Below are 16,791 nucleotides of genomic sequence, written 5' to 3' on the forward strand. Positions count from 1 at the left end.
TCCTGCACAACTACAACTACCATCGCTGCCATACCGCACTCGGAGGCCGGCCCCCCGTCACCCGCGTCAACAACCCTGCGGGTCAATACACCTAGCGGATCAGCGAGTGCGTACTTGGTCGAAGACAGGAGCAAGCCACAACAGTGATCGGCCACCCAAGCGGGTCCGGCTCCGCGGACCTCAGGGGCGGTATCCGCGGCGAGGCGGCGCTCTACCGCCTTTCGGGCGGATTCGCCGGCGCCAAGTGCGGGATCGTCGATCAGGCATCGCAGATCACCACGCATCGGGGCGCCGATTCAGTGAGGGAGTGACGCTCAGTAGCCCAGCGGAGTCACGCGGTGAAAGAAATCATGGCTCGATCAACTCTCAGAGACGAGATCGATGACACGGTCGGCTCGACCGAGGGAGGCGTAGACGTGGTGGCGCCGGTTCGAAAGTACAAGGCGAGGGCAAGACCCACGAACGGGGCCGGCCAGCGGAATGCCGACGAGCCACAGGTTTGGCCTGGTGCCCCACCCACGATGAGCTCGAAGTGGGTCAGCGCGAGGAAGACCGTCCCCCCGAGCAAGACCGCGGCGATAACGGGGGCGACGAACATATGAATTTGTTCTCCCCAGCCGGGACTCGAGTGCGATCGAACCAGGCGATGACCGCTAACTTGACTCTGTCGGGGATCTTGGAGTTGCCGAGGTCAGCTGCCCAGGGTTCGCCAGGACTTCGACCGGCGGTATCTCTCGCTGGTCGAGGTAGTTCTGGAAGGCAGTCGGCCGGCGGGGCGTGGGGGCTTCCTCGGTCGGCGGCAGTCCGCTGAGGCGCTCGATGTTGACGGCGATGGCCGTCAGGACGTGCTGGATGTGGGCCCTCCCCTGTCCTCGGTAGCGGCAGCGGTCGCATGCTGTGTCCGTGGGCGAACTCGTTGACCGTGCCTTCCACTCCGGAGCGGACCGCGTAACGGGTCTTCCACTCGGGCGTCTGCTGCTCAGTGCGGACGCGGAGTTGCAGGTCGCGGAGTCTCGTGGGGGAAAGCCCACGGTGCGGGTGCTTTCAGGGGAGGTGGTGCACTGAGCGCGGGACGGGCATGGCTGGCACTGACTCTTGGTGAACCTGGCCACGATCAGCGGGGCCGCGGTGGGTGAAGAGGTCGGGTAGTGGCCGTGCCAGCCCCGACTGACCTGGCCCTGGGGGCAGGTGACCTGCCGGCGGTCGTAGTCGATGTGGAAGTCGTCCCGGGCGGAGCCCTCGTTCCGGCAGTGTTGGCGGGTGGGGTTGCTCCGGAATGGCCCGGAGACGGTGACCTGGTGTTCACGGGTGGCTTGTTCCAGGTGGGGCAGGGAGGTGTAGCCGGCGTCGACCAGGTGCTCTGCGGGCAGCAGGCCGCGACGTGCCAGGCTGGGTGTGGATGCCCGGCAGGACCTGGCTGTCATGTGTGGTGGCCGCGGTGGTGGCCACGTCCGTGATCACGTTGGGCCACCGGGAGCACAGGTCTCGGTCAGGTGAGCGGAGAACCCCTTCCAGCTGATGATGTGTCCGTGCCGTGCATAGCGGGCCGAGGTGTCGTAGGGAGAGACGATCGTCCGGGACGATGGCGGCAGCCCGGGCCCGCCTTCCGTCTCTGCGGTGCACCAGCGCAGGTGTTTGTGCCCATGTGGCCGGAGAGCGCGCACGACTCACCAGTAGCGCCGCCGGTCACGGACACGGAGCCCAATGCTTCACTTGCGGGCCGTGAGCTGCCTCACTCATAGCTGAGTCCCTCTGGTTCACATGGTGCGGGGACCTGAGTGAAGCCGACTACGCCGGCAGCGCGACGACAGCCACGATGAGTGGTGATGAGCTGACGGACCGCTGTGCCCAGCGCGTGGCAAGGTCTGCGAATGATCCGACACAGCCAGGGGGAAACGGGCAGGTCGGCCCCGGGAGACTGGCAGCCGGGACCGTGTCATGGAGGCAGCCCTGCAAATTTTCCTCCAGTACGGCTACGCCGGAACCAGCCGCAAGGCGCTCGCCCAGAAGCTTGGCATCTCGGCGCCGACCCTGTACTGGCTACTTCTCCTCCAAGGAAGACCTGCACGCCTCCGTGATCGAAGCGGCCATGAACAGCTTCGTCACTTATGTCCGCCACTTGATCACCGGCGACGACCGCGTTGTCCAGCTGGGGCAGATGGTCCGCACACACGTCACCTGGCAGCCGCAGAAGGCGGGCATCGCACAGGCCTTCGACTTCGTGATGATGCGTCGCAAAGGCTTGAGGCGTCCCGAGCGATCGCTTGGAGCCCATCGTGAAGATGGAGCTCGAATACCTCAAGGAGCTAAAAGACGTCCTCACCGCGGGCTCGAGGCAAGGGCCTTCGAGGTCAACGACGTCAACTCGATCGCGATCGCGATCATGTGCGAGTACGTCACCACCTGGTACAAGCTGGACGGACTGTCGATCGCGGCCGCGGCCGCCTCCTCGAACCCGAGCCGAGCGCACAGCAGTCGCTGCGAACGAACGTGCCAGGGTCGCCGATGGCGTGCGACGAAACCCGAGAAACGCGGTGGCCCTGAAGCGGGCACCGCGTTCTTCTCCGACATGAACGTCAGTGACGCCGCAGGTCGACCGAGAGCAGTGACCGGGTGATAGCGACGGCCTGGTCGACACAGACCTCCAGGTGCTCCTCGTCCCCGTTCCAGCCGCACCAGCCGTTGGCGCTGTCGAGGATCTTCATTACGACGCGCACCATCTTCTCGACGTCGTCGTACTCGTACCCGAGCTCACGCGCGGCGGCCGCGTACATCCGCTCGTAAAGCCCGACCCATTGGTCGACCTCAGCCCGCGTCTCCGGTTCCAGGAAGGGGTTCATGCGGTCGAGGGCCCGCAGCATGTCCCAGGCGTCGTTCTCCCGTGACTGAAGCTGACGCTGCAAGTGGACCCTCACCATCGCGCACCAGAAATCGCTCGGGGAGTCCGTCCCGTCCACTGCTGCGAGCACCGCCGAGGAGAATCGGGAGAAGTGCCAGCGGAAGGCTTCCGCGACCACCTCGTCCCGGCCGCCAGAGAAGTGGGAGTAGAGACTCGGGGGCTTCATGCTGACCTTCTTCGCCAGGCTCCGCATGGAGACCGAGGAGTACCCCTCCACCGACGCCAGCTCGATGAAAGCTTCCAGGATCCGGCGGCGCCCTGGCGTCAGGCCGGACCAATCGAGCTTCTCCAGGTAATGACGCAGTTCCTCTGTAGCGCGCACTCGTGGTGCCGTGTCCATAACCATTCCAAAAGTCGTCATCCTCCAGAGGCTGTTGCCCGACCGCACGACAGAACGCGGCGGGCGGGCCGTCGGCAGGGCCTCTGCACCCTGACAACAGTCTCTCGTACGGATACTAACGTTAGCTAGCTTGGTGAACGGCTACGGCGAAACGGTCCGCCGGAATGACCGGCGGATCGAACGACTGTCATGGCGACGACTCAGGGCTGTCTCCGGGCAGCCCCGTGCCTCAGCGGTCAGCCCACGCGGTCGAGTGCGAGGTCCGTGTCGGTCGCGGCGATCACCTGCTCGACGGTGACATCGGACGCGAGCTCGCGAAGGATCAGTCCGCCGTCCTCCACATCGATCACTCCGAGGTCGGTGATGATGCGGTGCACCACGGCCTTGCCAGTCAGCGGGAGAACGCATTCATCGACGATCTTGGAGCGGCCTTGCCGGTCGGTGTGCTCCATGAGCACGATCACGCGGCAGGCACCGTGCACCAGGTCCATGGCGCCGCCCATCCCCTTGACCATCTTGCCCGGCACCATCCAGTTCGCGAGATCTCCCTTGCGGGAGACCTGCATGCCCCCCAGGACCGCGGTGTCGATGTGCCCGCCGCGGATCATTCCGAAGGACAGGGCGGAGTCGAAGAACGCGGCGCCGGGGTTGACGGTCACCGTCTCCTTGCCGGCGTTGATCAGATCGGGGTCGATCTGATCCGCCGTCGGGTACGGCCCGGTGCCCAGGATGCCGTTCTCCGAGTGCAGGACGACCTTGATGCCCTCGGGCAGGTGGTTGGGGATCATCGTCGGCAGTCCGATGCCCAGGTTGACGTACTCGCCGTCGATCATCTCCGACGCGGCACGTGCGGCCATCTGCTCACGCGACCAGCTCATGCCGACACCATCCGCTTCTCGATCCGCTTCTCCTGCCCGCCCACGCGGACCACCCGCTGGACAAACACCCCGGGCAGGTGCACCGTCGTCGGGTCGAGCTCGCCCGGTTCCACCAAGGTCTCGACCTCCGCGACGGTGATGCGCCCGGCCATCGCGGCAAGCGGGTTGAAGTTCATGGCGGTCTTGCCGAAGACGAGATTGCCCTCAGTGTCCCCCACCGTGGCGTGCACGAGCGCGAAGTCGGCCACGATGGACTCCTCCAGGATGTATGTCCGGCCCCGCAACTCCGGGTCTCCTTGGGCGGTGACGCCACGGCGATCGCCCCCGTGCTGTCATAGCGCCACGGCAGGCCGCCTTCGGCGACCATGGTCCCCACACCTGCCGACGTGTAGAAGGCAGGGATTCCGGCCCCGCCCGCGCGCATCCTCTCCGCGAGCGTTCCCTGTGGTGTCAGTTCCACTTCGAGCTCGCCGACGAGGTACTGCCGGGCGAACTCCTTATTCTCGCCCACGTACGAGGCAGTCACGCGTCGGATCCGGCCTGCCGAGAGGAGGATTCCCAGCCCCCAGTCGTCCACGCCGCAATTGTTGGAGAAGACCTCCAGCCCGGTTGTTCCCCGCTTGGCCACGGCGCGGATCAGTTCACTCGGAAGGCCGCAGAGGCCGAAGCCGCCGACGGTCAGCGACGCTCCGTCCGGAATGTCCGCCACAGCATCGGCCGCGGAACCCATCAGCTTTGTCGACACAGCCACCACCTGTTCACACTGCACATCGGGTTTGTCTTTCCTGTCTGCTCGGTGTTTCTTCCGCTTCGGGCTCAGGACAGCCGCAGGGGGAGCGACCAGTAGAAGCGGGCGAAGTCGTTGTTCGCGCGTACCGGCTCACCGCCCCGCTCGATGTGGTCGAAGCGCCGGGCGACCTCCGTGTAGACCGCTTCTGCCTCGGCCCGGGAGATGACCTGGCCGGCGCAGCTGTGGGCGCCCAGCCCGAAGCTCAGATTTCGGCTCGCGTTGGGCGAGCGCGTGTAGTCGAACGTGTCCGGCTCGTGGAAGACGTCCGGATCTCGGTTGGCTGCAGCGATCATGAAACGGATCGGGGTGCCTGCCGGTATGCGCATCCCCCGGATCTCGACATCCTCGGTGGGGTAACGCACGACCGAGAGCTCGGGCGGGTCGAAGCGGACGATCTCGTTAATGATGGCGGCCCGGAGCTCAGGTCGCTGTTTGTATGCCCGGAACACCTCCGGCCGCTGCGCGAACTGGTCCAGACCGGCAGCGACAAGGTAGCCGACGTCCATGTGTCCCAACCCGTAGAAGACGGTGATGGTGGCCATGCTCTGCTGGGCCGTCATCTCCCCCGCTTCGCAGGCCTCGAGCAGAGCCCTGGCCATTGCGTTACCGTCGACAGACCCGGCATCTGCGAGCATGTCGCGCACCCGCTTCTCGAGGTAGGCGAAGGCCTGCGCCGCCAGTTCCTCATCACCGGGCTTGGGTGCGGCGCTCATCATCTGCATGGCGCCGAACATCGCCTCGACAACGTCCTGGGCATCGTCGTTCGGGAAGCCCAGGACGCGACTCATGGTGGCGTGCGTCGGCAGCACGGCGAGTTCGGTCCACGCCTCGACGATCCCGTCCTCGCCCACGCGGTCCAGCATTCTGCCGGCCACCTCGGCGCTGGTGCGCGCCCACTCCCGGACCAGCTTGGGCGTGAACCACTTGTTGGTGTGCCGGCGCCGTGCGGTGTGCTCCGGCGGGTCCACACCCAACATCGTGTCGCTCACGTAGGACCACGGGCCCTGGTTGGCCCAGGCCGTCTCGACGCTCATGATCGGCAGCTTGAGGTACCGGACGATGTCCTCGTACCGGCTGACGACGTAGGTGCCGTCGAGTTCGTACACGGGGTGGTCCTGCTGAAGCCTGCGGTACCAGGGGTATGGGTCCGAACGGAACTGCAGATCGCTCCACGGAAGGTAGGTCTCCGCGCTCGACAAGCTCATGGGTCGCCTCCTGGGGTAGCGCCGGCATCAGCGGGCTATCGGGATGTTGTGGGGCTCGCCTACGAATGACCATGGCTAACTATCGGTAGTTAGCAGCATTCAGCACGCCGACGGCGCCGACAGCAAGCCCATAGGTACAGAATGTGACCCAGATCATGGAAGAAGCCTCGCCCTGAACGGCTCACGGAGCCGACGCACCACCGTGCAACCTTGACGACTGTTACTTACTAATGTTAGTTAGTAACCATACCCGCGTCGCAATCGGCGCATCCGCCGAGCGGAACTTCTCGCGGGGCGGGTCAGTCAAGCGTCCGGAAATCCACTCACTGCGGAAAAGCCAGATGGACGGTAGGTACACGCCAGAATGTCTCTCCAAGACAAGGTCGTTCTGATAACCGGTGCGGGCTCCGGCATGGGGCGCGCCATGGTCAACGAATTCCTCCTCGAAGGCGCGCGCGTCGCGGCCGTTGACATCAACGCGGACAACGTCCGCAAGGTCGTGAGGGAGGCGGATGCCGGCGACCGGGCAATCGCCGTGGCCACTGACGTGGCCGACGAGGTCTCCGTCGAGGCCTGCGTCGAGGAGGTCCTCACCTGGTCGGGCCAGATCGATGTGCTGTGCAACAACGCCGGCATAATCGACAGCTTCCGCCCGGCCCACGAGATCTCTATCGAGGAGTGGAACCGGACGCTGGCCGTCAACCTCACCGGCCCCTTCCTGATGGCCCGCTCCGTCATCCGTCACAGCATGCTTCCCAGGTCCACGGGCGCCATCGTCAACACCGCCTCCATCTCGTCGTTCAGCGCTGCGGGTGGCGGCACCGCCTACACCGCCTCCAAGCACGGCGTTCTCGGACTGACACGCCAACTGACCTTCGACTACGGGCTCCACGGCATTCGTGTGAATGCCATCTGCCCCGGTGCCACGTACACGGGTCTCGCCGCTCCGGAAGGCGGCTCCGACACCCTGCCCGACAGCGAGACCGAGATCGCCCGGACGCCGGCCCGGCGCTGGGGTCAACCGCGGGAGATCGCCCGGCTCGCGGTCTACCTCGCTGGCGACGACGCCGATTTCATCCACGGCAGCGCCATGGTGATCGATGGCGGCTGGCTGAGCGCCGCACGCAACCCCATCTGATCGGCGACGCGTTCCCTCGACGCTTCACCCGTCGTCGCCCGTCAGCCGGCCGGCGGCGCGCAGGGGGGCCGTGGTGGTCATCGAGATCCCGTCCGGTGTGCTAATCGGACGAGATCTCGGCCGTTGTCAGCCCTGTGCTGTTGCGGGGCGGGACGAACGGCCGCTCGTCGGCCGCGAGGTTCGACCGACCGTAGGACCACGGCGTCACCGGCCTTGCCTGTGTTGCTTGTGCTAGTAGGGCTTGGTCATGTGCCGTCCGTGATGGCGTGTCTTCTTGATCGGTCGTGTCGTTGATCGGGGGTGCTGAGTGGGGAGTTGGCTGCGGTCTGGTGTGATCTGGAGGACTTCGCGGCGGAGATGTTCGAGCCGTTCGCGCGGGCGGATCAGCGACGGTGGGGCGGGGTCTATCTGCGGGGCCTGCTGCTGGACGGCGGGCGCAAGTCGGTGGAACCGATGGCCTCCCGCCTGGGCGGAGACGGGAACCGGCAGGCCCTGGCCCACTTCGTCACTTCCAGCCCGTGGGATGCAGCGCATGTGCGGGCTCGTTGGCCTGGCGCATGCAGCCGGTCATCAAGCCCACCGCGCTGATCATCGATGACACCGGGTTCCTCAAGGACGGGGACGCGTCCGCGCGCGTGACCCGGCAATACACCGGCACCGCGGGCAAGGTCACCAACTGCCAGGCTGGGGTCTCGCTGCACCTGGCTTCCAACGGCGCCTCGACGGCAGTGAATTGGCGTCTGTTCTTGCCCGGGAGCTGGGATCCCGCCTCACCGAAGGCCGATCCGGTCAAAGTGGCCCGCCGTGACACGTGCGCCATCCCTGCCCAGGTGGGCCACGTCGAGAAGTGGCAGCTGGCCCTCGACATGATCGACGAGACGCGGTCCTGGGGCAACGATGTGCCCCAGGTCATCGCCGACGGCAGCTACGGGGACACCACAGCCTTCCGGCTCGGCCTCGAAGAACGCAGTCTCGACTACGTCGTGGGCATCTCGACCACGACCACCGCGCAACCCGAGGACGCACAGCCCTGCACCCCGGTATACCCCGGGCGGGGCCGACGGCCGGTTCCTGCCTATCCCGATCCGGCCCAGCAGGTGAAGAGCCTGGTCATCGCGGCCGGCAAATACTCCGCGCGGCCGGTGCAGTGGCGGGAGGGTTCACGGCCGGGCAGTGGCCGCAGCGGACACAAGCGCATGTACTCGCGCTTCTTGGCCCAGCGGATCCGGCCCGCCGGACGTGAGATCCACAAGGCCACCACCGCCACCGAGCTCCCGGTCCGGTGGCTGCTGGCCGAATGGCCCGCCGACCAGGACGAGCCCGTGCAGTTCTGGCTCTCCAACCTGCCCGAAACCACTCCGCTGCCCGTTCTCGTGCGCACCGCGAAGCTCCGCTGGCGCATCGAGAACGACTACCGCGAGATGAAACAGGCCCTGGGCCTGGCCCACTTCGAAGGCCGCACCTGGCCAGGCTGGCACCACCACGTCACCCTCGTCTCCGTCGCCCACGCCTTCTGCACCCTGTAACGACTGAGCCGATCCCCAAAAGAGACGGCGCCAGCCTGAGCCTTTACCGAGTCGTCCGCGAGCTGCAAATACTCCTCGCGATCTGGGCCAGGCGCCTGTCCCACCTGTCACCGTGACATGCCAGACCCCGCACCAACATGACCAAGCACTACTAGGCGGTGTCCTGGGGCCAGCTGGGGACGGCGGCGGCGGCGCCCGCCTCGGCCATCTGCTGCAACGCCCTCCCCCACGAACGACCCGCCCATCGCGATCAGTGCGCAGGCCGCTGCCGAAGCGGCCGTGGGGGTGAGCAGGTGCGCGAAGCGAGGACCTCCGGCCGGTTGGTCGCTGACATGCGCAACACCGCGTTCACGCGCACCTGGTTGCGCACCTCGCCGGACGTCCGCCAGGCGTACCTCGGCCATGGCTGCCTGCGATGCGAGAGTCCTCACCCGGCATGGTGGCACGACACAGCGCTTCCATCTGCGGGTGGCACCAAAGAACGGCCCGGCCCCGGGCACGCACCGGGGCTGCTTCCACACCGACAGGACCGTCGGTCAGACGGTCGTGGCCTGGCACTCCAGGCACAGGACCCGGCCGGACTCGTCCCGGTCCATCTCTACGCCGGCGTACGATAGGTCGCATCCGGCGCAGCGCACCCGGTCGTTCCAGGGCGACGAAAGCTCCAACCGCACGTCGGGGATCGTCGTCGCGCGCCGGCCCGAGATGCCGGCGGCCCGGATCACGGCATAGCCGGCGCCCGCGAGTGCGAAGGACACCAGCGGCGCCAGCGCGGACAAGACGGGCAGAGTGTCCGGCATCTGCAGCAGGGCGATGCCGACGCCCGAGGAGACCATCCAGACAGCGAATCCGGGGGCCAGGGCCTTCACCCGGCGAGGCCGATACTCCACCTCGGCGCCCCGGTCGAACAGCCAACTGACGATCATCATGGCGACCCACGAGACGACCAACACGCCTTGCCAGGCCAGGGCCTTGGCGATGTAGCTGAAAACGTCGGTGAACATCAGCGCGAGGACGATCGCGGCGAGTGTGACCACCCACGCCCGGCGGCTGGGTCGGCGCTGGGTGAACTGGGCGGCGAAGCGGTCGATGTTGATGCTGGCGAAGTAGAAGTTCGCCGAGTTGATCCGGACCTGGCTGACGACGATGACGAGGAGCCCGGCAACTCCGAGTGAGCGGATCACTCCCTGCACCACTCCACCCTCGGAGGCGGCCGTACCCGTCGGGCCGGCGAGGGCTACGATCAGGATGCCGGCCAGCCCGTTGAAGGCGTACGAGACCAGGTAGTAGAGCCAGCCGAACGTCACGTGCGCGTGGAACGCGGCGTCCTCGCTCGTTCCCATGCGGGCGGCGTCCTGGGTGTCGGGGAACAGGATCCACACGCCCATGTAGAGCACGAACACCGTCAGCCAGCCCGGGATGCCGTGAGAGTCGGGGACTGGCTGGAAGTGCGACCAGGCTCCCTGCCACCCGAAGCGCACCCCTGCGACCACCACGGCCAGGACAACCCCGAGGAAGTAAAGCGGCAGGGAAATGCTGTTGAGCTTGCTCAACCAGGTCTGCATCCCGCCCAGCATGAGCGGCAGCATGCCGACGACGATCAGGACGTACCAAATCCGTATATCCCAGACACCGAAGTACGACTGGAACGCAGCCGCGAGCACGCTGCTCTCGAAGACCGCGTAGTAGGTCGCGGCCGCAGCGATCAGCAGGGAGCAGAGGGCCGCGCCTCGCGCGCCGAACAACTCCCGGGACAGGAGTGTCGAGTTGAGCCCGGTCCGAAGGGCCTGGCGCGCGGCGCGCGAGCCCAGGAGTGAGTAGGTCACGACCACCACGCCCAAGCCGATCAACGCCTGTGCGTTGCCGACCAGGTTGGCCGAGAGTGCTCCGTAGTAGACAAATGCCATGGCGCTGGCAAGGGAATACCAGCCGCCGAACACCCGCCCTCGCCCCAAGCGAGCGGATGGCGGGACGGCGTGGTTGGTGTACTCCTCCACCGCCTGCCTGTCCACCACACGCAGGTCGTCGCTGTGACTGACCTCCAGGCCCTCGGCTCTCGGCCCGACGTCGCCATTCTTCATCGGCTCGGTTCTCTCATCGGGTGCGGTCATCGGTTGTCTCCGTGGTTCCCGTGGTGTCGCCGGTCTCCCAGTACTCCAGGTACTCGGAGGGTTCGCCGTCGGGGTTGGGCCCGTAGATGCCCACCATGCGGGCGTAGTGGGGCGCCCAGTAGCGGCCGGTGCTGCCTGCGGGCACCACGATCGAGTCACCGGCCCGGCCGATCACCCCGACCCCGTCCACCTCGACGTGCAGTTCTCCCGCCAAGACCAGGTTCGTCTCGTCGTGCGGGTGCAGGTCGGTAAAACCCGCTGCGATCAGCTCCCACTCCGAGATCGCGTAGTTGTTCCAGCCACCACGGTCCGGCCTCTTGATCCAGCGCGAGCGCATGCGCGGTGTCTTGGGCGAATGGGGCTGCAGGGCCTCGGCAGCGATCAGAACAAGCTGGGCTTTGGCTTCAGGGGTTGTGGACACGGTGCTTCCTCCTCGACATTTCGTTCAGCGCCTCGGACATGGCTTTGGGGGTGCGGGCCCGCACGGGCCGGGCCCGCACGGGCCGGGCTTCGGTCACTCGCCGAGCGGGAGCATCGGCTCGGGCAGCGTTTCCATGACGAACAGGTTGGCGGTCAGGCCGCCGTCGACGACGAGGTTGCTGCCGGTGATGGCGGAGGCCTCGTCGGACGCCAGGAAGGCCACCGTCGCGGCGATCTCCTCGGGTTCGACGAGCCGTCGCAGCGGGACCCGGGTGAAGTCGTGGAGCATGTGCTCGAGCACGTTGGGCGTCGAGGTCTTGTGGACCATGTCAGTGTTGACGAAACCCGGTGCGACACAATTGATCCTCACTCCATAAGGCGAGAGCTCCATGGTCATGGTGCGCGCCATGCTGACGACGGCGGCCTTGGTGGCGGTGTAAGCGATCACCGGACCGTCGGCCCCGAGCGCGTCGATGGACGAAATATGCACAATGGAGCCGTTGCGGCGCGCCACCATGCCGCGGGCCACTGCCTGGGACATCAGGAAGGTGCCGGTGACGTTGATGTCGAACGTCCGCCGGAAGGTCTCGGCGTCGACGTCGAAAAACGGAGGTTCGTCGAAGACCGCGGCGTTGTTGACGAGGATGTCGATGTGGCCCCAGCGGTCGATGGCTTCGTCGACGATGGCCGCGACATCGGCGGTGGCGGAGATGTCGCCGGCCCTGGCCCGGGCCTTGCCGCCGTCTGCCTCGATGACCTTGGCGATGTCCTCGAGTGCGTCGAGGGTGCGTCCGACGACGAGCACCTCGGCGCCATCGGCGGCCAGACGCTGGGCGATGGACCGGCCAATGCCACGTCCGGCGCCGGTCACGATCGCTGTGCGGCCGCTGAGCGGGGAGGTGGTGCGTGAAGTCATGGGAGTCAGGTCCTTTCGTGGGAGGGAGGGGCGCCGCTCTGTGTGCCGTGCCAGTCCGTCAGGTCAATGACGCGTAGTTTGCACGGCCGAGGCAGCAGTAGACGTGCTGGTGGAGGCTGAGTCGGCACATCGGGAGGAGCTCGATGGCCGGGCCGGCTAGGGGAGGCAAGCCTTTCTAGCGCCTAACCGAGGTCGGGGGCGTCCGACCGAGGAATCAGGTTCGCGGGGTCGCGCTCGAATCTCTGGTTCATGTCTTCGCTGGTTCTGCCGCGGGTCCGGATCCAGTAGTACTCCCGGTAGGTTTCGCAGTTCTGGATCCAGAAGCTTTCGTAAATCTCCGGAGCGTGCTTCCAGACACTCCGGTGCACCGCGTCGTTCCTCCATGCTTCGAGCGCCTCATGCGTCGTGAACCGCACAACGCCGAGCACCTCTCCGCTTGTGGCGGTATAGGTGTGCAGCGACAGGAATCCGGGGATCGCGCCGAGTTGTGGTTGGAGCATCGTGTCGAGACTGCGCTCGAGTTCTCGACTGTGACCGTTACGGTAAGTCACGCCGAACAGACAGATGATCACGGTTCACGTCCGTTTCAGGCTTGCTGGCGTCCGATACGCATGAAGACCTCCGGACGCTTGTACCGGTAAGCCAGGGCGACGAGGATACCGACGACGTACGTCCCCCACAGGATCGCTTGCAGGGCTATCGCGGACCCCATCGAACCGCCAGTCATGGTGGTGAAGTTGGCGGCAGCCAGGTAGAGCACGCCTGCCATGCTGATGGCGCTCACACTGGGCGCGATCAGCCGATGCCACAGGGACACTCCTGTGTTCGGGCGCCGGCGGAAATAGACCACCACGCTGACGCCGGTGAGGAACATCAGCACCAGGATCGCGAAGCCGCCGGCTCCGGCCAACTGCCCGTAGAGGTGTGCCGGGTCGCTGCCGACGTTGGCGAGCAGGGTGCCGAGGAGGACTGCGCTCACCGTCACTGACGCGATGCTGGGTGACCCGTGCTTCGGATGCGTCCGCCCAAGCACCGACGGCAGGACCTCGTCGACCCCGAGCGAGTACACGTAGCGCGAGAGGATGTTCTGCACAGAGAGAAGGCATGCAAAAGCCGAGGTCACGACGAGGGCTTGCACCACGTCGCGCGCCCAGACGCCGACAAACGATTGGATCGCGTCGTTGAACATGCCCACGGCGTTCTTGCCTGCTTCGGCCTGCGCACCGGACGCACCGTACGCGGTGACCAGAGCCCACACGCTGACAATGTAGAACAGACCGATACAGATCACGGCCACGTACGTGGCGCGCGGCACGGTACGGTCGGGGTCCTTGGTCTCCTCGCGGAAGACGGCGGTCGCCTCGAAGCCGAGGAACGAAGTGGCGGCGAAGAGAACGGCGAGCCCGACGGAACCGGAGGAGAACGCCCCCCAGCCGAGCGGGGTCAGAGATCTCGCTTCCGGACCGCCCTTGCCGAAGACGGCGCTATCGAACAGGAGCACGATGGCCACCTCGGCGGACATGGCGATCAGCAGCACCTTGGCGGACACGTCGATGCGGAAGTATCCGAGAACCCCGGTTCCCAGCAGGCACGCGGCTGAGTAGTACTGCCATGCGATGTTTGGACCACCGAGCACGTCAACCACGAGTGCACTGGCGGCGACGCCGAAGAAGGCGACGGTGCCGACCGCCATCAAGATGTAACCCAGCATCGCGAAGAAGCTGGCACCCAGGCCAAACAGTCGGCCGAGACCGGCCGTGATGTAGGCGTAGAAGGCGCCAGCGTTCGGGATATACCGGCTCATCGCCGTGTACCCGACGGCGAACAGGAGCAGCAGGACCGCCCCCACGACGTACGCGAACGGCGCGCCCGCGCCGTCATAGATGATCACGAAGGGGGCGAAGGCCGCCACGACGACGATCGGGGCCGAGAAGGCCAGGACCGTCATCACGAGTTCGATCGTGCCGATCTTCCCCTGCAGCGTGTGCTGCGCCGATGCGTCCGCGGAACCTGTGGCTTGCAGCAGTAGTGGTGTGGGAGCGTTTGAGGCGGTGTCTTCACTCATCGTTGTCTCCGGGAATGTATGGACGCGACTCCTCCAGGCGAGGGGCATGCCCCGACTGGCAGGTGGAGGCCATCGAGCGACGTGTCACGCGCGACGGCTGGTGGTCAAGCCCCGATTCGTTCTCATGTCCGGGCCTACGCAGTACCGCTGTATCACCCTCACGTACGGTCATCGGTTGTCTCCGTGGTTCCCGTGGTGTCGCCGGTCTCCCAGTACTCCAGGTACTCGGAGGGTTCGCCGTCGGGGTTGGGCCCGTAGATGCCCACCATGCGGGCGTAGTGGGGCGCCCAGTAGCGGCCGGTGCTGCCTGCGGGCACCACGATCGAGTCACCGGCCCGGCCGATCACCCCGACCCCGTCCACCTCGACGTGCAGTTCTCCCGCCAAGACCAGGTTCGTCTCGTCGTGCGGGTGCAGGTCGGTAAAACCCGCTGCGATCAGCTCCCACTCCGAGATCGCGTAGTTGTTCCAGCCACCACGGTCCGGCCTCTTGATCCAGCGCGAGCGCATGCGCGGTGTCTTGGGCGAATGGGGCTGCAGGGCCTCGGCAGCGATCAGAGCAAGCTGGGCTTTGGCTTCAGGGGTTGTGGACACGGTGCTTCCTCCTCGACATTTCGTTCATGTACTCCAGCACGCTGACCATCGAGGTCTTGTGGACCGTGTCGGTGTCGGTAAAGCCCGGTGCGAGCCAAAGGTCCACCACGATGACGTGGGGAATGAGGGCTGCGCCCGGCCCTGCTCCCGATCGTGAGCGGGCCGGCGGGAGCCGTAGTGACAGGCCTGCGGTGTCGGCGGCCCGCCCCGGTCACCGCAGGCGCTGGGCCTCTGCGGCGATGGTCGTGGTCTCGCCGTGGCTGGTGCGTACGACAGTTTCGGGCGGCAGGGTGAGCAGGCGCTCCCGGATGGAGGCGACGATCGTGGGACGGTCGGAGAACGAGCGGCCGGTCGCGCCAGGGTTCCCGTGGAAGAGCGTGTCACCGGTGAAGACGGTGTCCAGTGCCGGGCGTACAAGCAGGTCCCGCCCGGGGTGTGGCCGGAAGTGTGCACGCATCGCAGTTCAGCGCCGGCGACCTTCAGGAGTGCACCGTCGGCGAGTTCGCCGTCCGGGGCACGGTCGGGGTGGGTCTGCCGCCACAACGGGAGGTCGTTGGGGTGGAGAAGAATCGGCGCGACAGTGCGTTCCGCGATGTCCGGGGCGGCCTCGATGTGGTCGTTGTGGGCGTGGGTGCAGACGATCGCCGTCACGCTGCGCCCGCCGATTCCCTTCTCGATGGCGGCGGAGTCGTGCGCGGGGTCGATGACGATCACCTCACGGTCGTCGTCCACGAGCCAGACGTTGTTGTCCACCTCCCAGACACCACCGTCCAAGGCGAAGGTCCCCTTGGTTACCAGCAGGTCAATCCGAGGTGTGGCAGCCATCAGAACGTCACCACGGAGCGCAGGATCTCGCCGTCGCGCATCCGGTCGAAGGCGGCCTCCACGTCGTCCAGGGGGATGGTCTCGGTGACGAAGGCGTCCAGGTCCAGTCGACCCTGGAGGTAGAGGTCGATGAGCATCGGGAAGTCGCGCGAGGGCAGGCAGTCGCCGTACCAGCTCGACTTCAGGGATCCACCGCGGCCGAACACGTCCAGCAGTGGCAGTTCCAGCTTCACGTCGGGAGCGGGGACTCCGACGAGCACGACGGTGCCCGCCAAGTCACGTGCGTAGAAAGCCTGTTCGTACGTCTCGGCGCGTCCCACCGCGTCGATCACCACATCCGCGCCGAAGCCGCCAGTCAGTTTCCTTACGGCCGACACTGGTTCGGCGTTGCGCGAGTTGACGGCGTGGGTTGCGCCGAGGCGCCGGGCGGTGGCGAGCTTGCGGTCGTCAATGTCGACAGCGATGATCCTAGCCGCGCCGGCGAGGTGGGCGCCGATGACGGCCGCTGCGCCGACGCCGCCGCATCCGATGACCGCCACGCTGTCCCCGCGGGTCACAGCCCCGGTGTTGAGCACCGCACCCAGTCCGGCCATCACTCCGCATCCCAGCAGTCCGGCCGCTGCCGGTGCCGCCTTGGGATCGACCTTCGTGCACTGACCCGCGGCGACTAGCGTCTTCTCCGCGAACGCCCCGATGCCCAGCGCCCGCGAGAGCTCCGTGCCGTCGAGAAGCGTCATCTTCTGCCGGGCGTTGTGCGTGTTGAAGCAGTGCCAGGGGCGCCCCCGGATGCAGGCCCGGCACTGTCCGCACACCGCACGCCAGTTCAGGATCACGAAGTCCCCGGGGGCAACCTCGGTGACGCCCTTGCCGACGGCCTCCACTACACCGGCGGCCTCATGTCCGAGCAGGAATGGGAACTCGTCACTGATACCGCCCTCGCGGTAGTGCAGGTCGGTGTGGCAGACCCCGCACGCCTGCACCTGGACCACCGCTTCCCCCGGGCCGGGGTCGGGGACCAGTACGGTCTCCACACGCACCGGAGCACGCCTGCCTCCGGCGATCACGCCTTGTACCTTCTGTGCCAT

Annotated in this window: 13 protein-coding genes and 4 pseudogenes; 4 read left to right on the plus strand and 13 right to left on the minus strand. The window is 66.5% G+C overall.

Going from position 1 to position 16,791, the window contains the following annotated elements; genetic code table 11:
- Positions 1 to 653: 653 nt before the first annotated feature.
- Positions 654 to 1,424, minus strand: a complete 771-nt coding sequence (locus AB0436_RS29900; protein WP_366471071.1) for a transposase — start codon at positions 1,422 to 1,424, stop codon at positions 654 to 656.
- Between the two features lie 514 nt (positions 1,425 to 1,938).
- On the opposite strand from AB0436_RS29900, the pseudogene AB0436_RS29905 reads away from it, so the two are divergent.
- Both AB0436_RS29905 and AB0436_RS29910 read left to right on the plus strand, forming a co-directional pair.
- Positions 1,939 to 2,028, plus strand: a pseudogene (locus tag AB0436_RS29905) (TetR family transcriptional regulator); the annotation flags it as partial.
- Positions 2,029 to 2,089: 61 nt separating this feature from the next.
- Positions 2,090 to 2,617, plus strand: coding sequence for a hypothetical protein (locus tag AB0436_RS29910; RefSeq protein WP_366471094.1), 528 nt, complete (start codon positions 2,090 to 2,092; stop codon positions 2,615 to 2,617).
- Here the strand turns inward: AB0436_RS29910 and AB0436_RS29915 are convergent.
- The 4 genes and pseudogenes from AB0436_RS29915 to AB0436_RS29930 all read right to left on the minus strand — a co-directional run bounded on the left by AB0436_RS29915 (position 2,577) and on the right by AB0436_RS29930 (position 6,112).
- A complete protein-coding gene (locus AB0436_RS29915) occupies positions 2,577 to 3,221 on the minus strand; it encodes a TetR/AcrR family transcriptional regulator (RefSeq protein WP_366471072.1) in 645 nt (214 codons plus the stop codon). The two genes, AB0436_RS29910 and AB0436_RS29915, sit on opposite strands and share 41 nt — an antisense overlap.
- A gap of 254 nt (positions 3,222 to 3,475) precedes the next feature.
- On the minus strand, positions 3,476 to 4,117 hold the full coding sequence (locus AB0436_RS29920) for a CoA transferase subunit B (protein ID WP_366471073.1): 642 nt from the start codon (positions 4,115 to 4,117) through the stop codon (positions 3,476 to 3,478).
- Positions 4,114 to 4,847: pseudogene (locus AB0436_RS29925) on the minus strand (CoA transferase subunit A). Before AB0436_RS29925 ends, AB0436_RS29920 begins: the two are co-directional and overlap by 4 nt.
- An 86-nt stretch (positions 4,848 to 4,933) precedes the next feature.
- Positions 4,934 to 6,112, minus strand: a complete 1,179-nt coding sequence (locus AB0436_RS29930; RefSeq protein ID WP_366471074.1) for a cytochrome P450 — start codon at positions 6,110 to 6,112, stop codon at positions 4,934 to 4,936.
- Positions 6,113 to 6,476: 364 nt separating this feature from the next.
- Between AB0436_RS29930 and AB0436_RS29935 the strand changes: the two genes are divergently transcribed.
- Both AB0436_RS29935 and AB0436_RS29940 read left to right on the plus strand, forming a co-directional pair.
- Positions 6,477 to 7,250, plus strand: a complete 774-nt coding sequence (locus AB0436_RS29935) for a glucose 1-dehydrogenase (protein WP_366471075.1) — start codon at positions 6,477 to 6,479, stop codon at positions 7,248 to 7,250.
- A gap of 300 nt (positions 7,251 to 7,550) precedes the next feature.
- Positions 7,551 to 8,776, plus strand: a pseudogene (locus AB0436_RS29940) (IS701 family transposase).
- A gap of 536 nt (positions 8,777 to 9,312) precedes the next feature.
- Here AB0436_RS29940 and AB0436_RS29945 read toward each other — a convergent pair.
- The 8 genes and pseudogenes from AB0436_RS29945 to AB0436_RS29980 all read right to left on the minus strand — a co-directional run bounded on the left by AB0436_RS29945 (position 9,313) and on the right by AB0436_RS29980 (position 16,791).
- The gene (locus AB0436_RS29945; RefSeq protein ID WP_366471076.1) at positions 9,313 to 10,887 is read right to left on the minus strand and encodes a hypothetical protein; all 1,575 of its coding nucleotides are present in this window, start codon (positions 10,885 to 10,887) and stop codon (positions 9,313 to 9,315) included.
- Positions 10,871 to 11,308 (minus strand): cupin domain-containing protein, encoded by a 438-nt coding sequence (locus AB0436_RS29950; RefSeq protein WP_366471077.1) that lies wholly within the window; start codon positions 11,306 to 11,308, stop codon positions 10,871 to 10,873. The genes AB0436_RS29945 and AB0436_RS29950 overlap by 17 nt, the downstream gene beginning before the upstream one ends.
- Positions 11,309 to 11,401: 93 nt before the next feature.
- Positions 11,402 to 12,223 (minus strand): SDR family NAD(P)-dependent oxidoreductase, encoded by an 822-nt coding sequence (locus AB0436_RS29955; protein ID WP_366471078.1) that lies wholly within the window; start codon positions 12,221 to 12,223, stop codon positions 11,402 to 11,404.
- A gap of 182 nt (positions 12,224 to 12,405) precedes the next feature.
- The gene (locus tag AB0436_RS29960; RefSeq protein WP_366471079.1) at positions 12,406 to 12,795 is read right to left on the minus strand and encodes an antibiotic biosynthesis monooxygenase; all 390 of its coding nucleotides are present in this window, start codon (positions 12,793 to 12,795) and stop codon (positions 12,406 to 12,408) included.
- 14 nt (positions 12,796 to 12,809) lie between these two features.
- Positions 12,810 to 14,288, minus strand: coding sequence for an APC family permease (locus AB0436_RS29965; protein WP_366471080.1), 1,479 nt, complete (start codon positions 14,286 to 14,288; stop codon positions 12,810 to 12,812).
- A 158-nt stretch (positions 14,289 to 14,446) separates the two neighbouring features.
- Positions 14,447 to 14,881: a cupin domain-containing protein gene (locus tag AB0436_RS29970; RefSeq protein ID WP_366471081.1), complete on the minus strand. Its 435-nt coding sequence runs from the start codon at positions 14,879 to 14,881 to the stop codon at positions 14,447 to 14,449.
- 211 nt (positions 14,882 to 15,092) lie between these two features.
- Positions 15,093 to 15,706: pseudogene (locus tag AB0436_RS29975) on the minus strand (MBL fold metallo-hydrolase).
- Positions 15,706 to 16,791 carry an S-(hydroxymethyl)mycothiol dehydrogenase gene (locus AB0436_RS29980; protein ID WP_366471082.1) on the minus strand — a complete coding sequence of 362 codons (1,086 nt, stop codon included), beginning with the start codon at positions 16,789 to 16,791 and terminating at the stop codon, positions 15,706 to 15,708. Before AB0436_RS29980 ends, AB0436_RS29975 begins: the two are co-directional and overlap by 1 nt.

The organism is Streptomyces sp. NPDC051322, assembly GCF_040689485.1.
Lineage (GTDB): Bacteria > Actinomycetota > Actinomycetes > Streptomycetales > Streptomycetaceae > Streptomyces.

Excerpts from the sequence above, each read along its gene's own strand:
- AB0436_RS29930 (WP_366471074.1), bottom strand. The coding sequence starts at position 6,112 with ATGAGCTTGTCGAGCGCGGAGACCTACCTTCCGTGGAGCGATCTGCAG.
- AB0436_RS29945 (WP_366471076.1), bottom strand. The coding sequence starts at position 10,887 with ATGACCGCACCCGATGAGAGAACCGAGCCGATGAAGAATGGCGACGTC.
- AB0436_RS29900 (WP_366471071.1), bottom strand. The coding sequence starts at position 1,424 with ATGACAGCCAGGTCCTGCCGGGCATCCACACCCAGCCTGGCACGTCGC.
- AB0436_RS29955 (WP_366471078.1), bottom strand. The coding sequence starts at position 12,223 with ATGACTTCACGCACCACCTCCCCGCTCAGCGGCCGCACAGCGATCGTG.
- AB0436_RS29920 (WP_366471073.1), bottom strand. The coding sequence starts at position 4,117 with ATGAGCTGGTCGCGTGAGCAGATGGCCGCACGTGCCGCGTCGGAGATG.
- AB0436_RS29910 (WP_366471094.1), top strand. The coding sequence starts at position 2,090 with ATGAACAGCTTCGTCACTTATGTCCGCCACTTGATCACCGGCGACGAC.
- AB0436_RS29935 (WP_366471075.1), top strand. The coding sequence starts at position 6,477 with ATGTCTCTCCAAGACAAGGTCGTTCTGATAACCGGTGCGGGCTCCGGC.
- AB0436_RS29965 (WP_366471080.1), bottom strand. The coding sequence starts at position 14,288 with ATGAGTGAAGACACCGCCTCAAACGCTCCCACACCACTACTGCTGCAA.
- AB0436_RS29980 (WP_366471082.1), bottom strand. The coding sequence starts at position 16,791 with ATGGCACAGAAGGTACAAGGCGTGATCGCCGGAGGCAGGCGTGCTCCG.